Origin of the sequence: Psychromonas hadalis ATCC BAA-638 (genome assembly GCF_000420245.1) — a bacterium.
Classification (GTDB): Bacteria; Pseudomonadota; Gammaproteobacteria; order Enterobacterales; family Psychromonadaceae; genus Psychromonas; species Psychromonas hadalis.
In genome coordinates, this window is record NZ_ATUO01000005.1 from 14,228 (window position 1) to 29,473 (window position 15,246).

Annotated in this window: 17 protein-coding genes; 15 read left to right on the forward strand and 2 right to left on the reverse strand. The window is 41.1% G+C overall.

Annotated elements, in window-relative coordinates:
• Positions 1 to 3: 3 nt before the first annotated feature.
• From gspD to G322_RS19640, 13 genes are all read left to right on the forward strand, one after another.
• Entirely contained in the window at positions 4 to 2,055 is a 2,052-nt protein-coding gene (gene gspD, locus G322_RS19630; protein WP_022939992.1) for a type II secretion system secretin GspD, read from the forward strand.
• Positions 2,055 to 3,587, forward strand: a complete 1,533-nt coding sequence (gene gspE, locus G322_RS0101240; protein WP_022939993.1) for a type II secretion system ATPase GspE — start codon at positions 2,055 to 2,057, stop codon at positions 3,585 to 3,587. Before gspD ends, gspE begins: the two co-directional genes overlap by 1 nt.
• A gap of 1 nt (position 3,588) precedes the next feature.
• Positions 3,589 to 4,803 carry a type II secretion system inner membrane protein GspF gene (gene gspF / locus G322_RS0101245; protein WP_022939994.1) on the forward strand — a complete coding sequence of 405 codons (1,215 nt, stop codon included), beginning with the start codon at positions 3,589 to 3,591 and terminating at the stop codon, positions 4,801 to 4,803.
• Positions 4,804 to 4,842: 39 nt separating this feature from the next.
• Complete coding sequence (gene gspG, locus G322_RS0101250) at positions 4,843 to 5,280, forward strand: type II secretion system major pseudopilin GspG (protein ID WP_022939995.1); 438 nt, start codon at positions 4,843 to 4,845, stop codon at positions 5,278 to 5,280.
• Positions 5,281 to 5,290: 10 nt separating this feature from the next.
• A complete protein-coding gene (gspH, locus tag G322_RS0101255; protein WP_022939996.1) occupies positions 5,291 to 5,899 on the forward strand; it encodes a type II secretion system minor pseudopilin GspH in 609 nt (202 codons plus the stop codon).
• Complete coding sequence (gene gspI, locus G322_RS0101260; RefSeq protein WP_022939997.1) at positions 5,896 to 6,276, forward strand: type II secretion system minor pseudopilin GspI; 381 nt, start codon at positions 5,896 to 5,898, stop codon at positions 6,274 to 6,276. The genes gspH and gspI overlap by 4 nt, the downstream gene beginning before the upstream one ends.
• Entirely contained in the window at positions 6,263 to 6,895 is a 633-nt protein-coding gene (gene gspJ / locus G322_RS0101265) for a type II secretion system minor pseudopilin GspJ (protein ID WP_022939998.1), read from the forward strand. Before gspI ends, gspJ begins: the two co-directional genes overlap by 14 nt.
• Positions 6,895 to 7,875, forward strand: a complete 981-nt coding sequence (gene gspK, locus G322_RS0101270; protein ID WP_022939999.1) for a type II secretion system minor pseudopilin GspK — start codon at positions 6,895 to 6,897, stop codon at positions 7,873 to 7,875. The genes gspJ and gspK overlap by 1 nt, the downstream gene beginning before the upstream one ends.
• Before the next feature lie 13 nt (positions 7,876 to 7,888).
• A complete protein-coding gene (gene gspL, locus G322_RS0101275; RefSeq protein ID WP_022940000.1) occupies positions 7,889 to 9,088 on the forward strand; it encodes a type II secretion system protein GspL in 1,200 nt (399 codons plus the stop codon).
• A gap of 2 nt (positions 9,089 to 9,090) precedes the next feature.
• The gene (locus G322_RS0101280) at positions 9,091 to 9,564 is read left to right on the forward strand and encodes a type II secretion system protein M (RefSeq protein ID WP_022940001.1); all 474 of its coding nucleotides are present in this window, start codon (positions 9,091 to 9,093) and stop codon (positions 9,562 to 9,564) included.
• 28 nt (positions 9,565 to 9,592) lie between these two features.
• Positions 9,593 to 10,345 (forward strand): type II secretion system protein N, encoded by a 753-nt coding sequence (locus tag G322_RS0101285; protein ID WP_022940002.1) that lies wholly within the window; start codon positions 9,593 to 9,595, stop codon positions 10,343 to 10,345.
• A gap of 5 nt (positions 10,346 to 10,350) precedes the next feature.
• On the forward strand, positions 10,351 to 10,806 hold the full coding sequence (locus tag G322_RS22095) for a DUF3465 domain-containing protein (protein WP_022940003.1): 456 nt from the start codon (positions 10,351 to 10,353) through the stop codon (positions 10,804 to 10,806).
• Between the two features lie 111 nt (positions 10,807 to 10,917).
• The gene (locus tag G322_RS19640) at positions 10,918 to 11,295 is read left to right on the forward strand and encodes a DUF3316 domain-containing protein (protein ID WP_022940004.1); all 378 of its coding nucleotides are present in this window, start codon (positions 10,918 to 10,920) and stop codon (positions 11,293 to 11,295) included.
• A 106-nt stretch (positions 11,296 to 11,401) separates the two neighbouring features.
• On the opposite strand, the gene G322_RS0101300 is transcribed toward G322_RS19640, so the two are convergent.
• Together G322_RS0101300 and G322_RS0101305 are read right to left on the reverse strand one after the other, a co-directional pair.
• Positions 11,402 to 11,731, reverse strand: a complete 330-nt coding sequence (locus tag G322_RS0101300; protein WP_022940005.1) for a c-type cytochrome — start codon at positions 11,729 to 11,731, stop codon at positions 11,402 to 11,404.
• A 115-nt stretch (positions 11,732 to 11,846) separates the two neighbouring features.
• Positions 11,847 to 12,212, reverse strand: coding sequence for a hypothetical protein (locus tag G322_RS0101305; protein ID WP_022940006.1), 366 nt, complete (start codon positions 12,210 to 12,212; stop codon positions 11,847 to 11,849).
• A gap of 308 nt (positions 12,213 to 12,520) precedes the next feature.
• On the opposite strand from G322_RS0101305, the gene G322_RS0101310 reads away from it, so the two are divergent.
• Together G322_RS0101310 and G322_RS0101315 are read left to right on the forward strand one after the other, a co-directional pair.
• Complete coding sequence (locus tag G322_RS0101310; protein ID WP_022940007.1) at positions 12,521 to 14,353, forward strand: copper resistance system multicopper oxidase; 1,833 nt, start codon at positions 12,521 to 12,523, stop codon at positions 14,351 to 14,353.
• Positions 14,350 to 15,246: a copper resistance protein B gene (locus tag G322_RS0101315; protein ID WP_022940008.1), complete on the forward strand. Its 897-nt coding sequence runs from the start codon at positions 14,350 to 14,352 to the stop codon at positions 15,244 to 15,246. The genes G322_RS0101310 and G322_RS0101315 overlap by 4 nt, the downstream gene beginning before the upstream one ends.

Sequence of the window (15,246 nt, forward strand, 5' to 3'; positions counted from 1 at the left end):
TAAATGGTATTTTTAGGGATAAAAAACAGAGTGGGCAAGTTGCTTAATTTGGGTCTATTAGCGGCCGTTTTAAGTGTTAGCCACGTTGGCACGTTGAGTGCAGTAGAATACTCTGCAAGCTTTAAAAACGCGGATATTAATGAGTTTATTAATATTGTGGGTAAGAATCTTAAAAAAACCATTATATTAGATCCTGCGGTGCGTGGCAGTATTAATGTGCGTAGTTATGATCTGCTTAATGAAAGTCAATATTACCAATTCTTTCTTAATGTCTTAGAGGTTTATGGTTTTGCTATTGTTGAGATGGAAGGTGGCATCATTAAGGTGATAAAAGCCAAAGATGCCAAAGTGTCCGCAATTCCAGTCGTCGATGATGGCAATCAATATAAGGGTGATGAGATGGTTACCCGTGTTGTGCCTGTGACCAATGTTTCAGTACGTGAATTAGCGCCTCTACTACGCCAGCTTAATGATAATGCCGGTGGTGGTAACGTAGTACATTACGATCCGTCAAACGTTATTATGATCACGGGGCGTGCTGCCGTGGTTAATCGTTTGGTCAAAATCATTCACCGTGTTGACAGAGCAGGTGACCAAGAAGTTGATATCATCAAGCTTAAATATGCTAGCGCATTGGAGATGGTGAAAATTATTACCGCGATTCAAAAACCTGCCAAAGGAACTAAAAACACCACACCAAGCATACTAAAGCCTCGTTTGGTCGCTGATGAACGTACGAACTCACTGATTGTTAGTGGTGAAAAGAAAACCCGTGCGCGCATCGTAAAACTGGTAAAAACATTGGATAGTGAACTGAAAAATAGCGGTAATACCCGTGTTTTCTATCTCAAATATGCAAAAGCTAAAGAGGTAGTAAGTGTTTTAAAAGGGGTTAGTAAAAGCCTTGGAAACACAGATAGCAAAACAGGCAATAAGTCGAGTCGCTCTGAATTAAGCATTGAATCACATGAGGGTACCAATTCAATTGTTGTTTCCGCACAACCTGCATTGATGTCATCACTGAGCAGTATCATTCGCCAATTAGATATTCGCCGCGCACAAGTATTGGTGGAAGCGATTATTGTAGAGGTTTCTGAGGGGGATGGTATTGACTTAAGTGTACAGTGGGCAACACCCGCTGGTGGCACACAATTTAAAGACAATGGTGTCACTACGGGTGAAGTGATTGGTGCCGCTTATCAAGTACGTAATGATGAAGATGATCTTTCTGCAGTGGTTAATGTGATTGGTAAACTGGCGGGTGGTGTCGCGGGTTACGTGGGTGATGATTGGGGGGTGATGTTACAAGCATTGAGTAGTAGTAGTACCTCAAATATATTAGCGACACCGAGTATTACCACTTTGGATAATCAAGAGGCAAGCTTTATGGTCGGTGATGAAGTGCCGGTATTAACGGGATCAACATCCAGCTCTTCGAATGATAATCCTTTCCAAACTATCGAACGGAGGGAGATTGGTATTAAGTTAAAAGTCACACCGCAAATCAATGAGGGTGATGCAGTGCAGTTAACCATTGAGCAAGAGGTCTCTAATATTAAAGGGAAAACATCGGTGGATGTTATTTTTTCAACACGATCAGTGAAAACCACGGTATTAGCAAAGTCGGGTGAAACGATTATTATTGGAGGCTTGATTGATGAAAAAGTCACTGAAACCGTTAGTAAAGTGCCACTGCTTGGGGATATTCCATGGATTGGTCATCTCTTCAAATCAACGAAAAGTAGTACCGAAAAACGTAATTTAATGATTTTCCTGCGTGCCACAATTATTCGTGACGATGAAACCATGAGTAGCCTCAGTATGCGTAAATACGGCTTGATTCGTGCCATTCAATTAAGGCATCGAGAGGGCGGTATTAATTTGATGCCAAATACTGACGCGCCTGTATTGCCTGAGTGGGGGCAAAGCCATGAAATTAACCCTGCTGATTTTTTTACTGAAAAAGATCTTGAAACAACACAACAAAAAATGAGTAAAGAGGAGCCACAAGCGTTGTCTGGCTTCACCGATGATGCAACAGAGGAAAAACAATAATGACTGCACTTGATAGTGAGTTATTAGAGGAGATCACGGAGAGTGAAGGGGATCATTCTGATATCACGCCACGTGGTCAACTGCCGTTTCCATTTTCTAAAAAACATGCATTAGTGGTTTTTTATGAAGGAGAGAAAAGCGAACTCTGTTTTAAAGTGCCTCCTAGCGCCGATCTCATTTTAGAGGTGCGTCGTGTACTGGGGCATACCTTTACCTTGACCCAAGTTGATGATGATCGGTTTGATCAGCTGGTGGGTATTGCTTACCAGTCATCTTCTTCTGAAGCGCAACAACTCATGGAAGATATTGGTAGTGAGGACTTTTTTACGTTGGCAGAAGAGATGCCCGGTGAAGAAGATCTGCTCGAAGCGGAAGATGATGCACCTATTATCAAACTCATTAATGCCATGTTGGGTGAAGCGATTAAAGAGGAAGCTTCCGATATACATATTGAAACATTCGAAAGTACTCTGGTCATTCGTTTCCGTGTGGATGGTATCTTACGTGAGATTTTGAAACCTCGGCGTAAACTCGCTTCACTGTTAGTGTCACGTATTAAAGTCATGGCAAAACTAGATATCGCAGAAAAACGTATTCCTCAAGATGGTCGTATCTCATTGCGTATTGGTGGGCGTGCGGTGGATGTGCGTGTTTCAACCATGCCAGCAAGTCATGGTGAACGTGTGGTGATGCGTTTATTAGATAAAAATGCCATTAAATTAGATTTAAATACCTTGGGTATGACCCAGAAAAATCACCATATACTGCGTGATCTGATTCATAAACCGCATGGCATTATTTTGGTGACGGGGCCGACTGGCTCAGGTAAAAGTACCACTTTATATGCGGGGCTGTTAGAGATAGATGCGAGAGAGCGTAATATATTAACTGTAGAAGATCCGATTGAGTATTCGATTGAGGGTATCGGACAAACACAAGTTAATACCAAAGTTGATATGACCTTTGCACGTGGTTTACGCGCTATATTACGTCAAGACCCCGATGTGGTGATGATTGGTGAAATTCGAGATTTAGAAACAGCGCATATTGCCGTACAAGCTAGCTTAACAGGTCACTTAGTGCTATCAACACTGCATACTAACACCGCGGTGGGCGCAGTAACGCGTCTACGTGATATGGGGGTTGAACCTTTCCTTTTATCGTCGAGTTTATTAGGTGTGCTTGCGCAACGTTTGGTACGCCGTTTATGTTTACATTGTAAAGAAGCGCATCCTGCGACAGAAAAAGAGCAACAAATATTAGCGTTGAAAAGTGCAGATAATCCGTTGATCTATCGCGCCATTGGTTGTGCTAAATGTAATCATAGCGGTTACAAAGGGCGTACCGGTATTCATGAATTGTTGGTGGTGACCGATGAAATACGTGAAATGATTCAAAATGGTGCCAGTGAACAAGCGGTTGAAAAAGTGATCCGTAAAACATCAAACAGTATTCGTGATGATGGCCTCGCCAAAGTATTAGACGGACAAACCACATTAGAAGAAATTTTACGTGTAACAAGAGAGGATTAAAGTGGCGACGTTTACATACAAAGCTATTGATGCCAATGGTAAACAGAAAAAAGGTACGTTAGAGTCTGATTCTGCACGTTTATTACGCCAACAGTTGCGTGGTATGGGATTAACGCCGATTGAGGTGGAGCCTGTTGCCAATAAAGCCACTAAATCAGGTTCAAGTCTACTGCGCAGTAAAATTAAAACCGCCGATTTAGCCTTGATCACCCGTCAACTTTCGACATTAGTGGCTTCCTCTATTCCTATCGAAGAGTGTTTGTATGCGGTAGCCGAGCAGTGTGATAACCCTAAAATTAAAGTAATGCTCTCAGCCGTGCGCAGTGGTGTTATTGAGGGGCATAGTTTGGCTGATAGTATGCGTGGCTTTCCTCTTATTTTTGATAACCTGTTTTGTGCAATGGTGGCCGCGGGTGAAAAATCGGGTCATCTTGATAAAGTATTAGATCGATTGGCGGATTATGCAGAGCAGCGCCAAGAGATGAAAAGTAAAATGATGCAAGCAATGATCTATCCAATTGTATTAACCTTAGTCGCTGTTTCAGTGGTTGCTATTTTGCTCACCTCGGTTGTACCACAGGTTGTGGGGCAGTTTGAGCATATGGGCACCGACCTTCCTGGTTCTACGCAATTTTTAATCGCTGCCAGTGATGCATTGCGTGATTATGGGATCTATTTTGTGATATTGGTTTTTGCTTTTATTAGTGGTGTAAAAGTGTGGTTGAAAAAAGCCAAAAATCAGCTTGTTTTTGATCAATACTTGCTAAAAGTACCGGTTATTGGTCGTGTTGCTAATGAGCTAAATACCGCCCGTTTTGCACGTACATTAAGTATTCTTAACAGTAGTGCCGTGCCACTTTTAGAGGCGATGGGTATTGCTGGTAAGGTATTGAGTAATCAATTTATTCGTCTCAAAGTGGGTGAGGCAACTAACTTAGTGCGTGAAGGAACGGGTCTTGGACTGTCACTAAAAAGCACCCAACTATTTCCTCCGATGATGTTGCATATGATAGCCAGTGGTGAAAAAAGTGGTGAATTAGGTAATATGTTGGAACGATCTGCTGATAATCAGGACAAACAGTTCTCTATGCAAGTAACGGTTGCCTTGGGGATTTTTGAACCTGCACTGGTTGTTTCTATGGCAGGAGTGGTGCTGTTTATTGTTTCTGCTATCCTGCAGCCCATTTTACAGCTTAATAATATGGTTTCAGGCTAAAGCCTGAATTTTTACATTTAGATTAAAAAGGAAAATTTCGTGAACAATAATAATAAAAAACAGAGTGGTTTTACCCTGCTCGAAATCATGGTGGTTATCGTTATTCTTGGTGTGTTAGCGTCAATGGTTGTGCCCAACTTAATGGGCAATAAAGATAAAGCTGATCGCCAAAAAGTGGTTTCAGATTTGATCGCATTAGAAAATGCGTTAGATATGTACAAGTTAGATAATAATCGTTACCCAACAACAGACCAAGGTTTAGAAGCGTTAATCAATAAGCCAAGTGGAGAGCCTGAGCCACGTAACTACCCTGAGGATGGTTACATTAAACGTTTACCAGAAGATCCGTGGGGTAATGAATATATCTTAAACAGCCCGGGTGAACATGGTAAAATTGATATTCTTTCTGTGGGTCTAGATGGTGAAGAGGGCACAGATGATGATATCGGTAACTGGAACCTTGATGGTAAAAAATAGGACTTAGCGAGTGTTACAAAAATCATCAAGCTCGTTGTTAGATCAGCGAGGATTCACCCTATTAGAGATCATGCTGGTATTAGTGTTAATTGGTATGGCTTCTGCGGGGGTGATGATGACCATGCCAAATAATATTAGTAATAATGATAATGTTGATTGGCAAGCACAACGATTTAGTACCCTATTACAGTTTGCAGAAGATGAAGCGTTAATTTCTGGTAAAGAGTTAGCGCTGGTTTTTAACGACAATACTTACCGCTTTGCCTTTTACGATTACCCAAGCAAAAAATGGATCGCGTTAGCGTCTGAACAGATTGGTAAAGTGATTGAGTTGCCAGAATCGATCAATTTCGAGTACACCCTGATAGGCTCTGTCTGGGATGAGATTGAAACAGAAGATGAAGATGTTTTTATTGATGAAACATATTTAGTGCAGATTGACGGTGATGAAAATGAGGTGAAAAGCTTCTCTCCACAGGTATACATCATGTCGAGTGGTGAAGTGACGCCCTTTCGTGTGCTGTTTTCAGAGAATGCTACAGGGCCTGATAAACGTAGTAGTTTATTGCAAGTGAGTATGAGTGGCATGATCATACGGATGGAGTCAGATAAGCAATGAATTGCTTAAGTTTCTTTAAAAAACAGCAGGGTATGACTTTACTTGAGGTGATGCTGGCACTGGTTATTATGGCAACAGCAGGTGTTGCAGTGATGAATTCTGCCTCTAGCGCACTCAATAGCCAAGCATATCTACAAAACAAAACCTTTGCATTGTGGATTGCCAGTAATCGTTTGGCAGAGTTAAAATTACAAAAAGTGTGGCCGGCGGCCAGTTGGCGTTATGACACAACGGAGTTTGCGGATGTGACATGGTTTCTGCGTTATAAAAGCGTAGAAACGGGTGATAATAATTTTAAAGCATTAGATATTGAGGTGAGTGATGTAGAGCGTGGACGCGCACTCGCTTATATGAGGACTTACATTGCAAAACCGTAAGCTCTATCGTGGTACACAAGGTTTCACGCTGTTAGAGGTGCTGGTTGCTATCTCTATTTTTGCGCTGATGAGCATGGTCTCTTATCAGATCTTGCAAGGCGTTATTCGTAGCGGTGAGATAAGCAAAAAACACAGTGATAAATTGCTTAAAATACAGCGTGCAATGTTGATGATGGAGCAAGATTTCACGCAAATTATCGCCCGTGCTTCAAGAGATGAATCGGGAAACAGTGATAAAATTAGTGTACTAACCGTGGGTAAATCACTCTTTGAATCAGAAGATGAAGGTATTGAATTCACCCGTTTAGGCTGGACTAATCCGCTCAACTTATTGCCCCGTTCAAATCTACTGCGCGTGCGTTATCGCCTAATGGATGGTGAGTTACAACGTCTTTATTTTTTATACCCTGACATTGTTGCTGGACAAGTGCCTGAAGTACAGGTGTTGTTAAAAGACATTGAGAAATTAAGCTTTCGTTTTTGGGCAGATGGTTGGCAAACCAATTGGAATGAAAGCAATAAATTACCGCGTGGTATTGAGATACGTTTTAGTAGTAAACAATTTGGTGAGCTTAATCGCATCTTCTTAATCCCAGAAAGTGAGGTGATCAAACTATAATGGCGAACTCACCAAAAAAACAGCAAGGTATTGCGCTGATCACAGTATTGATGATTTTAGCAATAATGGTGACGATTGCCGCTACCATGACTGGGCGTTTAACCATGAGTCTTAAACGTACCGAGGGGCTGATTTTTTCACAAAGTGTTTATTGGTATGGTCAAGCTGCCGGTGATTTTGGACGCATGGTATTAAACCAAGATTTTGCCGATAGTAGCGTGGTCAGTTTAGATCAAAATTGGGCGCTGCCAGAGATGATTTTTCCGCTTGAAAATGGCAATATCGCGGGAGAGTTCAAAGATATGCGTAGCTGTTTTAATCTCAATGCATTAGGGGTTAAAGATAAAGGCAATATTCGTGCGACGCCTGTAACACAGTTTCAAACACTGTTAGAAGCCATTGGTATTAACGATTATGCAGCTGAAATGATTGCTGAATCGAGTCGCGATTGGGTCGATAAAGATGATGTTAGCAATGCAGCGCAAGGCGCTGAAGATAGTATCTATCAAGCGCGTAGTGTACCTCATTTAGCAGCTAACAACTTGATGGTCGATATCAGTGAGTTGCGCGCAGTACAAGGTGTTGGTCAAAAGGTATATGAACGTATTTCGCCCTACTTATGTGCCATTCCAACAAAAGATCAAAAGATCAATGTTAATACCGTGACCATCGAACAAGCCGCCATATTGTATGCCCTGTTTAAGCAAGATTTTGATTTTGCTTTAAGTGATTTCAGTAAATTATTAGAAGATAGGCCCGTCAGTGGCTGGAACAAGGTAGATGACTTTTTAGCATCTTCTTTATTTAGTGATGTAAAAGTATCAGCAGGGTTAAAAAAAATGTTGAGTGTGACAAGTGAATATTTTCAGCTTAATGGTGCGGCAGAATTTGAAGATCGTATTACTGCAGTGCAAATATTATTTAAAATGGACGATAAGAAAGCCAAGGTGATCCGATATCAATCGGGTGGGCTTAAATAGATGGAGAGTGTGGGTGAGTGAACGATTAATAATCCGCCTAGCAAGTGAAGCTTCGCAGAAACAGCATTGGCTTATCTGGTCTGAAAGTGAAAAAGAGATCATCGGCTCAGGTGAGTTAGATAATGCTGAGCAATTAAAAACATTAACGGAAAAAGCACAATCACGGCATGTTATCTGTTTATTGCCGGGTGTGGATGTGTGCATCAAAGAGGTGGTCATCAAGGGGGCCTTTAATCGCCAGATGCAACAAGCATTACCCTACATTATTGAGGAAGAGCTAGCGGGCGATGTTGAAAAACTACACTTTACCGTGATCGCTAAACGCACCAATTTAGTGCATGTTGCAGTGTGTGATAAACAGCGTATGACTAGCTGGTTAGGCTGGCTTGCTGATGCAAAAATCAGTTGTAAGCAGTTTATCCCCGAAGGGTTAGCATTGCCGTTTCCTGCTGCTAGAAATTGGCAAGCGGTGCAACTTGATAACCACTGGATAATACGTGAAAGCAAAGAGCTGGCATGGAGTTGTGAGCTATCAATGCTGGATATTATCTTATCCAGTAAAATTGACGAGCAGAGCAATCAAACCATTGAAAGTTATAGTCCCCTTCTGGAAGGTTGCTTGGGTGATTGGGTTAATGACTTTCCCACATTGCCGATGGAGCTATTAACCGCGGGAGCCATCGGTTGTAAAGTGAACCTGCTTAACGGTGAATTTAAAGTTAAAAAAGAGATCAATAAAAATTTACTGAAATGGCGTTTACCTGCGATTTTAGTGGCGCTGTTCTTTGTGATTAGCTGCATCAACCTAGTGATGGAAAATAGTCGCGTTGAAGCACAAGTTGCGATGGTAAAAGGACAAGTTGAGAGCGTTTATAAACTCGCCTTTCCAGAACAAAAAAAATTGCGTTACAGCCGTGTCAAAAAGAGGTTGAAAACCATGCTAAAAGCGACCAATGGTAACCGTGATCCTTCTGGTTTTTTAGTGATGCTTGATGAAATAGCACCTATATTTGAAAATAATAAAGAGCTCGAAACAAGTAGCTTAAAATATGATGCCAAAAAACAACAGATGCGTATTTTAGCGGTAGGTAATAACTTCCAAGCGTTTGAAAAATTCTCAAATGCGCTACCCAAACAGTATCATTTACAGCAGGGGGCACTTAATAGTAGCAAAAACCAAGTAAGTGGTTTGCTGACAATAGGGAAGAAATAGCAATGGAACAGTTTAAAGCCTGGTGGGAAAGTATCACACCAAGAGAGCAACAATTAGCGATGATCAGTGCCGTCGTTTTGGGTATTGCAATACTGTATTGGGGAATTTGGTCACCATTAACCAACCAGCTTGCTGATAGCCAAAAACAACTGGTACGTGCTGAAAGCACACTTAATTGGAGTAAAGAAAAAGCAACCGTTTTATTAGACTCTGGGGTAGGAAAACCACCGGTGAGAGGTGGCAATTTAACGCAAATCATTAATAGTAGTGCCCAAAAGCATGGCATCATTTTTTCGCGTATTGTTAATAAAAAAGGAAAAATGGAAGTGTGGATAACGGATGTTGAGTTTAATCGTTTTATAAAGTGGTTAACTAGCTTAAGTAATAAACAGGGTGTATCGGTATTAAATGCTGATTTAGGTAGAACAGAGCGCAGCGGTTATATCAAAGTTAATCGTTTGTTGCTGAGTCAATAATTGTTTAGAGGTAAGTTAGGGATTGCATATGAAATTAAAAATTAGCTTGGCATTTATTACTCTGTATCTCATCTCACTGGTATTAACTGTGCCTGCAAGCATGGTGACACGTTTTATTCCTGAAAATTCAGGTGTGCAAATAGGCCATATATCAGGGACACTGTGGAATGGTAAATTCTCACAGCTGGATTATCGTAATCAGTTTCAATTGCAAAAATTAACTTGGAAATTTGACTGGTTAGCGCTGTTAACACTTAAATTAAAAGCCGATGTTAGGTTTAACAACGGTCGAAAAGTGATGTCCGGTGTCGGTTCGGTCGCCTATGGTTTTTCAGGACTGACACTTTTTGACATTGAGATTGATATGAAAGCCACAGAATTACTCTCCTATATAAAACTGCCTATCCCAATTACCCCATCGGGGAAATTTTCATTAGTGATTGAAAATGCAACACAGGGTGTGCCGTACTGTGGTGAACTTGATGGTTATTTAGTGTGGCATGAAGGTAAAATACAAACCCCAATGGGTAATATCAATTTGGCGACGCCAAGCATGGATCTCAACTGCGCTGAGGGCGGATTGCTCGCCTCACTTAAACAGCACTCTGAACAGTTAACCACTCACGCCGAGATCTCATTAAAAGAGGGTGGGAATTACCAGCTTAAAGGCACGATTATTGGAGGTGAAAAACTCGATCCTTCTATTTTACAAGCGCTCTCATGGCTTGGGCCAAAAACAGAAGCAGGTGAAACGGTGTTGAACTTTAAAGGGCGATTATAATTTTTATGAATAAAATTTTCTACTTATTGCCACTGTTGATGCTTTTATCGGGCTGTTTTAATGATAACAATGCACAGCTAAATAACCTTTATGATGATGGTGACAAACAGGCAGACTCACTGCTTGAAGGTGCTGAATATATCGAATTTTTGTACAAACAGCAACGTGGTGGTGTGATGGTCAGTAGCGCAGGACGTATTGCTAAGCTACTAGAAAATCAACAATCCCCCTATATTGCACAGGTGATTTTAATTCGTCTTAGTTCTGGCAGAAAACTACTGATTAAACACAATATTGAAAAAGCCAACGCAGTGCCTAAGTTAGTTGTTGGTGAAACGCTCACATTTAGTGGTACTTATCGTTGGAACAGTAACGGTGGCATGATCTTATCAACCTATCAACAAGCTGATAAACCACAGTACTCTGGCTGGCTTAAATATCAGAATACTCTTTACCAATAAACCCTAAGTGACATTATTGTCATGAGTGCGTCAGCCAAGTGACAGGGTTTATTGTTTATTATTAAGTGGAGTTAACAAGTTCTTCATTCTATTAATAAATAAGGAAAGATCATGAAAAATTTAACCCCTGCATTACTCCTCGGTAGCACGCTTATGATGTTAAGTGGTACAGCATTAGCAGACGTTACATTCCCAGCGGGAAACTACACCTTACGTAACGCTGAACGTCATATTACAACTAAAATAGCGACCACAAAAGAGCAGGCCTACAATAATGGTTATGAAAGATTAGTCGCAGTCAAAGGTAAAAAAGGCTCTGCACTTAATAAAGAGTTGCGCTTTTGGGGAGGGGCCTCTGCATTAAATAGAAGCCTCCATTTAGATAACGTCTTTGTAACCGTTACTGAGTTTATGGATGATTCGGGAAAGATGGCATACCAAGGTATTGTAAATGTTAAATATCATTATCAGGAACGTAGCTCTAATTAAGGGGCAGTTTGAGTATCCCGACAGATAAAACACATTAAAGAGACTTAATGTTAGGCATAAACGCTAAAAAGAGATGGCGAGTGATGAGCGGAAATAAACGCTATGCTCATTCCTTCGCCATTTTCTCATAATAGGCGCTAATATCGGCTAAGTCTTGATCGTTTAACCTTGATAATTGCTTACTCATCATGGTGGCAAGACCACCACTGCGCATACCACTTTGATAGATCTTCATACTTGAAAATAGATAAGCACTCTTTTGACCTGCTAAATTAGGGTAAGTATCCTGAGTACCGATACCATCCTGTCCATGGCAAAATCGACAACTGGGAGTTTTTAAGGGGCCTAAGTTTGCGTCACCTACAGGCATCTGCGCATTCACAACTGCACTAGATAAGCTTAACAAGATGATAATAAAGGTTATTTTTAGCTGCATAGTGTCCTTTTTTGTGCGTTAAATACGTATTTATACCGTACAGTAATATTGTCGTTACAACTATCTTCATGGTGAAAAAGGCTGGATGTTTAGTGAATCAGCGTTTTGTCATTGCTTATTTTCTCTTAGTCATGGCAGGAGCGTGATGACAACTTACCTCTTTATAGGATTTTTGTTCTAAAATATTTTGGTCAACAAATTGATAATAACTCGCTTTAATACGCCCCCAGAAGTGTTGATCGATACCTACCTGCTGTGAGTGAATAATGGTTTTTAGCGCATCTAAACTTGTATGTGTTGCATCGTAATGAACGATTAATAAAGCGGACTGTTGATTAAGCGTCACCTTATCTACCCCGAACGTTGTATCAATTGCTTGATAAAGTCGGGCATAATTTTTATCTGTGAGCCCTGTTAATATTAATTTTCTGATCACTAAATTGAGTTCACAAACACCGGCTAGATGGTTGAAATGATTCATAAGTTACTCCTTATTTTAATGGTTATGGGCTTAGTGCACAACCATTTACTTGTCTGCCGCTAATGATTGCTTATTGTGCAGTTTTAAGCGTTGCAACACCGCTTTCACCTTCAATAATCAACGTTTGTTGTTTATCTGTTGCTGATATATTTCCCTTCAGAAAGAATCAATATCTACCTTAAAAATAACCTTTACCCGTGGGGAAAGGTAAAGGTTATTTTTATGACAATATTGTCATCTTGCTGTCACCTTTGTGAAAGTAAGCATCTATTATTATCTAAGTCGATATTTCATTAAGGAGTCAGAATATGAGCCATAACATTGCAGAGTGTGATACCGCTCGTCGCCAATTTATGAAAAAAACGCTTACCGGAGGCAGTCTACTCGCTGTTGCTACGCTGATACCTATTGCGAAAGCTAATAATGATGATGTAAAACAAAAAGATGAAAAGAAGTCGGTATTAACGGGTAATGAATTTTTTCTTACCATCGTAGAAAGTAAGGTTAACTTTACTGGCAATACACGTGTTGCCACCACGGTAAATGGTTTACTGCCAGGGCCAACTCTACGCATGAAAGAGGGAGATACTATTACTGTCCACGTGCGTAATGAACTTGATGAAGATACCTCAATTCATTGGCATGGCATTATTCTTCCTTATCAGATGGACGGTGTTCCCGGTATTAGTTTTACAGGTATTAAAGCAGGGCAGACCTTTACCTACCAATTTACACTGGCGCAAAGTGGCACTTATTGGTACCACTCACACTCTGCTTTTCAAGAAATTACAGGTTTGTACGGTGCTTTAGTGATTGAACCCGCAGAGCAGGTTGAGCCGGTGATGGCAGAGCAAGTGATTGTATTGTCTGACTGGACTGATGAAAATCCGATGCGTGTTTTTGGTAAGTTAAAAACACAAAGTGATTATTACAATTATAACCAAGCGACCTTTTTTGATTTTATGAGTGATGTTAGCAAGGTAGGTATCGGTGGTGCGGTCAGTAAGCGCAAAATGTGGAATGAGATGCGTATGAGTCCAACAGATTTAGGTGATCTTTCTGCTGCCACACTCACTTTCTTGATGAATGGTAAAACTGCCGATGATAATTGGAGTGGTCTATTTAAAGCGGGTGAAAAATTACGTTTACGCTTTATTAACGGTGCGGGTAATAGTTTTTTTGATGTGCGAATTCCGGGATTAAAAATGACTGTTGTGGGCGCTGATGGTGGAGATCTTGAACCTGTTGAGGTTGATGAATTTCGCTTTGGTCCTGGCGAAACTTATGATGTCATCATTGAACCCACGGAATCTGTTTACACTCTTTTTGCACAATCAATGGAACGTAGTGGTTATGTACGTGGCACTCTGGCGATAAAAGCAGGGTTAAACGCGCCAGTACCTGAGGTTGATGCTGTTCAGCCATTGACCATGGGAGATATGATGGGGGGTATGGATATGTCGAATGATATGAGTGCGATGGATCATTCTGCGATGGATATGTCGGGTGACATGAGTGCGATGACTATGAATATGCCGGGTGACATGAATGCGATGACTATGGAGATGTCGGGTGACATGAGTGCGATGGATATGCCTAATGCGCGTAGCAAGGCATCTCAAACGGTGCGCCATGCACAGCAAGAATATGGTGCGTCAGTGGATGCGCGGGTTGATACACCTCGTATTACATTAGATGATCCCGGGGTGGGGCTACGTAATAATGGTCGCCGTGTATTAACACTTGCAGATCTGAAAAGCAAAGGGGGTGAGATAGATACTCGTCCCGTAGACAGAGAGCTTGAACTGCATTTAACGGGAAATATGGAACGCTACACTTGGTCTTTTGATGGTGTTGAGTTTGGCAGTTCAACCCCAATTCATTTAAATTATGGCGAGCGTGTACGTATTATTTTACATAACGATACGATGATGACACACCCTATGCACCTGCATGGCATGTGGAGTGATTTGGAAGATTCTGACGGTAATTTTTTAGCGCGTCGCCACACTATCCCAATTCAACCTGCACAACGTGTGAGTTTTTTAGTCACAGTGGATGCTAGAGGGCAGTGGGCTTGGCATTGTCACCTTCTTTTCCATATGGAAGCGGGGATGTTCCGCAAAGTGGTGGTCTCATGATATTTATAAATAACGTTAAAAAAGTGAGTTTGGTGGCATTTTTTATCTTGCCACTGACAGGCAGTTTTGCAGATGAAACGACTGAGCAAGAGCATTCGGCTGTTAATGATTCAATGGCTGAGATGGATCATTCACCAATGACTCGCTTACCGACTTTAAAAGCGTCATCGCGTAGTGCCGATCAATATTCTAATGGCTATACATTAGAAGATGCACCTTACGGTTTGGCGGGTCCACGGCAGCTGAAATTGGCAGATGAACTCCTATTTTGGGGGTTAAAAGCGGATCGAATAGAATATGTTAATAGTGGCGATCAAGACTATCGCTGGATTTACGATACACAATTTTGGATAGGTAGTGATTACAATAAATTATTACTCAACGCCGAAGGTGAGTTCGATAAAGATGGCAAGTTAGAAGAGAGTAGCAGTGAGGTTTTATGGAGCTATGCGCTCTCAACTTTCTGGAATACACAGCTTGGGGTGAACTACACAACCAGTGACGCACCTTCGCAAACATGGTTGGGAGCAGGAATTTCAGGACTTGCACCCTATTGGTTTGAGATTGATATGATGGCTTATGTTACTAAAGGCGGACAAAGTGCCTATCAATTAGAAGTAGAATATGAGCTATTACTGACTCAGCAGTTAATTTTGCAGCCACGTATCGAATTAGCTGCTTTTTCAAAAAATGATGATCAACAGGGGCAGGGAAAAGGGCTTTCTGAAATGATTGCTGGGTTACGTTTACGTTATGAAATCAGTCGTCAAATAGCACCTTATATAGGTGTTGAATGGCAAAGTACACTCGGTAATAGTGCCGATATGCGACAGCAATCAGGTGAAAACAAGCAACAAACAAATTGGATTGCAGGTTTGAGTTTTTGGTTTTAA

Bases quoted from the DNA above. Each gene is read 5' to 3' on its own strand.
- gspD (WP_022939992.1), top strand. From the start codon at position 4: ATGGTATTTTTAGGGATAAAAAACAGAGTGGGCAAGTTGCTTAATTTG.
- gspE (WP_022939993.1), top strand. From the start codon at position 2,055: ATGACTGCACTTGATAGTGAGTTATTAGAGGAGATCACGGAGAGTGAA.
- gspI (WP_022939997.1), top strand. From the start codon at position 5,896: ATGAATTGCTTAAGTTTCTTTAAAAAACAGCAGGGTATGACTTTACTT.
- gspK (WP_022939999.1), top strand. From the start codon at position 6,895: ATGGCGAACTCACCAAAAAAACAGCAAGGTATTGCGCTGATCACAGTA.
- G322_RS0101280 (WP_022940001.1), top strand. From the start codon at position 9,091: ATGGAACAGTTTAAAGCCTGGTGGGAAAGTATCACACCAAGAGAGCAA.
- G322_RS0101285 (WP_022940002.1), top strand. From the start codon at position 9,593: ATGAAATTAAAAATTAGCTTGGCATTTATTACTCTGTATCTCATCTCA.
- G322_RS22095 (WP_022940003.1), top strand. From the start codon at position 10,351: ATGAATAAAATTTTCTACTTATTGCCACTGTTGATGCTTTTATCGGGC.
- G322_RS19640 (WP_022940004.1), top strand. From the start codon at position 10,918: ATGAAAAATTTAACCCCTGCATTACTCCTCGGTAGCACGCTTATGATG.
- G322_RS0101300 (WP_022940005.1), bottom strand. From the start codon at position 11,731: ATGCAGCTAAAAATAACCTTTATTATCATCTTGTTAAGCTTATCTAGT.
- G322_RS0101305 (WP_022940006.1), bottom strand. From the start codon at position 12,212: ATGAATCATTTCAACCATCTAGCCGGTGTTTGTGAACTCAATTTAGTG.
- G322_RS0101310 (WP_022940007.1), top strand. From the start codon at position 12,521: ATGAGCCATAACATTGCAGAGTGTGATACCGCTCGTCGCCAATTTATG.
- G322_RS0101315 (WP_022940008.1), top strand. From the start codon at position 14,350: ATGATATTTATAAATAACGTTAAAAAAGTGAGTTTGGTGGCATTTTTT.